The 4631-nt window shown below is 70.2% G+C and carries 4 protein-coding genes; all 4 read left to right on the top strand.

Going from position 1 to position 4631, the window contains the following annotated elements; genetic code table 11:
* Positions 1-191: 191 nt before the first annotated feature.
* Positions 192-1088 carry a LysR family transcriptional regulator gene (locus AC27VN_RS33450; RefSeq protein WP_490879346.1) on the top strand — a complete coding sequence of 299 codons (897 nt, stop codon included), beginning with the start codon at positions 192-194 and terminating at the stop codon, positions 1086-1088.
* 186 nt (positions 1089-1274) lie between these two features.
* Complete coding sequence (locus tag AC27VN_RS33455) at positions 1275-2312, top strand: alpha/beta fold hydrolase (RefSeq protein WP_490879347.1); 1038 nt, start codon at positions 1275-1277, stop codon at positions 2310-2312.
* 244 nt (positions 2313-2556) lie between these two features.
* Positions 2557-3690 carry a non-hydrolyzing UDP-N-acetylglucosamine 2-epimerase gene (wecB, locus tag AC27VN_RS33460; protein ID WP_490879348.1) on the top strand — a complete coding sequence of 378 codons (1134 nt, stop codon included), beginning with the start codon at positions 2557-2559 and terminating at the stop codon, positions 3688-3690.
* A 49-nt stretch (positions 3691-3739) separates the two neighbouring features.
* Positions 3740-4631, top strand: an 892-nt coding sequence (locus AC27VN_RS33465) for a cellulose biosynthesis cyclic di-GMP-binding regulatory protein BcsB (protein ID WP_490879349.1), incomplete at its 3' end; no start/stop codon positions are given.

Consider the following 4631-nt stretch of genomic DNA (forward strand, 5'->3'; position numbering starts at 1 on the left):
TCCGCGCCCGCGGCCAGGAAGCCCTGGGCGGTGGCGAAGCCGATGCCGTTGGTGGAGCCGGTGACCAGCACGCGGCGGTGGTTGAAGTGGATGTTCATGAGGTTCCTTGGTCGATGGGCGCGATCGTATTTCTGCATCGATCCATTGATAATCGGGCGCATCTCCAAATCACCTTTCGACATCCTCGAACAATGGACCGCATCGACGCCCTGCGCCTGCTGATCGACGTCGCCGAATGGGGCAGCTTCTCGGGGGTCGCGCGCCAGCGCGCCGTTGCCACCTCGACCGTGACCCTGGCCATCAACCAGCTCGAGCAGGAGGTCGGCGCGCGGCTCATGCAGCGCTCGACGCGGCGGCTGGCCTTCACCCACGAGGGCGAGGCGCTGGTGGCGGATGCGCGCCGCATCGTCTCGGAATGGGATGCGGCCCTGGGCGGCCTGCGCCAGCAGGGCGAGCTGTCGGGCCCGGTGCGCGTCACCGCCACCAACGACTTCGGCCGCTCGCAGCTGCGGTCGCTGCTCGACGCCTTCCAGCAGCGCCACCCGCGCGTGCGCATCGGGCTGCATCTCAGCGACAGCACCATCGACCTGATCGAGACCCACATGGACCTCGCGATCCGCTTCGGTCCGCTGCCCGACTCGAACCTGCAGGCCCGCCTGCTGGTGCCCGGCGAGCGGCTGGTCTGCGCCGCGCCGGCCTACTGGAACGCGCGCGGCCGGCCGGCGCATCCAAGCGAACTGGCGCAGCACAACTGCCTGGTGCTCGCGCGGCCCGGCGCGCCGCTCGCGGCCTGGACCTTTCGCGACGGCGGCCGGCCCTTCAACGTCAAGGTGTCGGGCGACCGCGAGGCCAGCGACGGCTCGGTGCTGCGCGAATGGGCCGTGAACGGCGTGGGCGTGATCTTCAAGAACCGGCAGGACATCCGGCACGAACTCGAGGCCGGCGTGCTGGAGGGGGTGCTGGGCGGCTACGTGGCGGGGCCTATCGACCTGTTCGCGGTCTTTCCGGGCGGTGCGCCGAGCCGGCGCGTGGCGGCGCTGGTGGATTTTCTTGCGGCGGCATTGGGGACGCCGGCGTTGGGCGCCTGAGCGCGCGGGCCCCAACGAAATTTACTGTCTGCGAACCACCCCGGGATACACAGCGATACGCAGCCCCCGCCCCCGGGCACTCCCGCGAATGAACATCCGCGCCATCGATCGCCAGGCACCGCGAACGACACCGGCGCGACAGGCCTTCGGCCCGATGCCATCCACCACCATTCGCAAGGAGTTCCCATGACGCTTTCCTCCCCGCTCGAGCGCCGCTCGTTCCTCGCCAAGGCCGCCATCGGCCTCGCCACGGCCCAGTTCGCCGCGGTCGTTCCCGCGTTCGCGCAGTCGAACACGCCGTCCGCCGGCGGCACGCCGCGGCGCCTCGAGCCGCTCAAGCACATCGATGCGGGCGTGCTCAACGTGGCCTATTTCGAGGCCGGCCCCGCCAACGGCGCGCCGGTGATCCTGCTGCATGGCTGGCCCTACGACATCCACATGTTCGTCGACGTCGCGCCGCTGCTCGCGGCCGCGGGCTTCCGCGTGATCGTGCCCTACCTGCGCGGCTACGGCGCCACGCGCTTCCTCTCGGCCGACACGCCGCGCAACGGCCAGCAGTCGGTGGTGGCGGCCGACATCTTCGCGCTGATGGACGCGCTGCAGATCCGCAGCGCGACGGTCGCTGGCTGCGACTGGGGCGCGCGCACGGCCTGCATCATGGCGGCGCTGCAGCCCGAGCGCGTGAAGGCGCTGGTGTCGGTCAGCGGCTACCTGATCGGCAGCCAGGAGGCCGGCAAGAACCCGCTGCCGCCCGAGGCCGAGTTCCAGTGGTGGTACCAGTACTACTTCGCGACCGAGCGCGGCCGCCTGGGCTACGACAAGAACCGCAACGCGTTCTCGAAGCTGATCTGGCAGCTCGCCTCGCCCAAGTGGAACTTCGATGCCGCGACCTTCGAACGCAGCGCGCGCGCCTTCGACAACCCCGACCACGTCGCGATCGTGATCCACAACTACCGCTGGCGCCTCGGCCTGGCCGAAGGCGAGGCCAGGTACCAGCCGCTCGAGGACCGGCTCGCCAAGGCGCCCGTGATCACCGTGCCGACCATCACGCTCGAAGGCGATGCCAACGGCGCGCCGCACCCCGAGCCCGCCAGCTACGCGAAGAAGTTCTCGGGCTTCTACGAGCACCGCCAGGTCGACGGCGGCATCGGCCACAACCTGCCGCAGGAAGCGCCGCAGGCCTTCGCGGCCGCGGTGGTGGACGTGGCGCGGCGCGCGGGCTGAGCGGGCGGGCCACCGACTCGGCGGCCCAAAGTGCCAAAAAGTAGACACTTCCGTTTTCATTTGTTGATGATTTGTTAAATCTTTAGTTACACTGTCCGCTTCGAGGGTCAGACGGCGCAGACCGGTCCCGCCCTGAGGGGGTACGCGAGTACCCCTTTATTCATTTGTTCGTGTCCGGCTTGCCGCCGCCTTGCGTCCACACGCGGGGAGGCTGTGCGTCGGCACCAGCCACTGACTCCTCGAAATGCACGTACTGTCGATCTTCGGGACCCGTCCCGAGGCCATCAAGATGGCCCCCCTCGTCGCCGCCCTGCGCCGCGAGCCGCGCGTGCGCAGCACCGTGTGCGTGACCGGCCAGCACCGCGAGATGCTGACCCAGGTGATGTCGCTGTTCGACCTCGAGGCCGACCACGACCTCGACGTGATGCGACCCAACCAGTCGCTCAACGGGCTCTACGGCCGCCTGATCGCGGGCGCCGACGCGGTGCTCGAGGCCGAGCAGCCCGACTGCGTGCTGGTGCATGGCGACACCACCACCGCCGCGGCCTGTGCCATGGCCGCCTTCCATCGCCGCATTCCGGTCGGCCATGTCGAGGCCGGCCTGCGCAGCGGCGACATCCGCTCGCCCTTCCCCGAGGAACTCAACCGCCGCTTCGTCGATTCGGTCAGCAGCTGGATGTTCGCGCCCACGCCCTCCTCGCGCGATGCCCTGCTCGCCGAGAAGCCGCCGGGGCGCATCTGGGTCACGGGCAACACGGTGATCGACGCGCTCGCGGCCACGGTCGAGCGGCTCGAATCCGACCGCCCGCTGGCCGCCACGCTCGAGAAGCGCCACGGCTGGGTCGATGCCAGGCGCCGGCTGGTGCTGGTCACCGGCCACCGCCGCGAGAACTTCGGCGAGGGCTTTCGCAACATCTGCGCAGCGCTGCGCGAGCTGGCGCTGCGCGACGACGTGCAGATCGTCTACCCGGTGCACCTGAACCCCAACGTGCACGACGTGGTGAAGGCCCAGCTGTCGGGCCTGCCCAATGTGCACCTGATCGCGCCGCTGGGCTACCTCGACTTCGTCTGGTTCATGCAGCGCGCCTACCTGATCCTGACCGACTCGGGCGGCGTGCAGGAAGAGGCGCCCTCGCTGGGCAAGCCGGTGCTGGTGATGCGCGACGTGACCGAGCGCCCCGAGGCCGTGGCCGCCGGCACCGTGCGGCTGGTGGGCACCTCGCCCGAGCGCATCGTGGGCAAGGCGCGCCGCCTGCTCGACGACCCCGCCGTGCACGCCGAGTTCTGCCGCCGCGGCAATCCCTACGGCGACGCGCGCGCAAGCCAGCGCATCGTGGACGTGCTGTGCGAACGGCACACCGCCGAGTTCGTGCCCTGAGCGCCGAACGCCGCCCCTCTTTTTTCAAGTTTTCCTGCCGAGTCTCTCCATGCCTTCTCTGTTCTCACGACGGATCGTCCCCACGGCCCTGCTCGCCCTGAGCACCTCCTTCCTCGCACACGCCAGCCCCGCCAGCGACGCGCTGCAACGCCTGCAGGGCGAGACCTGGGTCAACCGCAGCTTTGCGCTGTCGGACCTGGGCATCGGCGACACCGTGCTGCTCAACGGCTTCGACAGCCGCCAGGAGTTCTACCTGCCGGTGCCGCGCGGCCTCGCGCTGGCCGAGGCCAGCATCGACTTCAGTGGCCGCTATCACAAGGCCGAGGGCGGCAGCACCTCGATGCTGCTGACGGTCAACGGCCGGCCGGTGCAGGCGCGCCGCATCGAGGCGGCCGAGGGCGACGCGAGCCAGAACCTCAAGATCGACACCGGCGTCGCGCGCAGCGCGAACTTCGTGCGCCTCGGCGTCCAGTGGTCCAACAACGTGGCGCGCCGCGTCTGCGAACTCGAGCGCTCGACCGGCAACGTGCTCGCGATCTCGCCCGAGACGCGCTTCAACTACCGCTTCAACAGCGGCGCGCTGACCAGCCTCGCCGACGCCTGGGCCACGCTGCCCGCGCGCCCGGTCCTGCTGGTGGCTTCGCGCAATCTCTCGAAGACCAGCTACGACAGCGCCTGGCGCCTCGGCGTCGCGCTCGAGCAGGCCAACCGCCGCGTGCAGATCCAGGCCTTCCCGGTGGCCGGCGACATCGTCGACACCTCGGGCTGGCAGGTGCCCGCGGGGCTCGCCGCGCTGCCGGCCTTCGCCGGTCTCGCCGGCGGCAATGCGCGCTACGAACTCAAGAACGAGGCCGAGGTCGGCGCGCTGCTGGTGCTCGGCGCCACCGCGGCCAGCGGCGACCTGCTGGTGGTCGACACGGCGCTGCGCCAGCAGATCGCCA

The sequence above is a fragment of the Variovorax sp. 20P10.2.4 genome, from assembly GCF_058244205.1.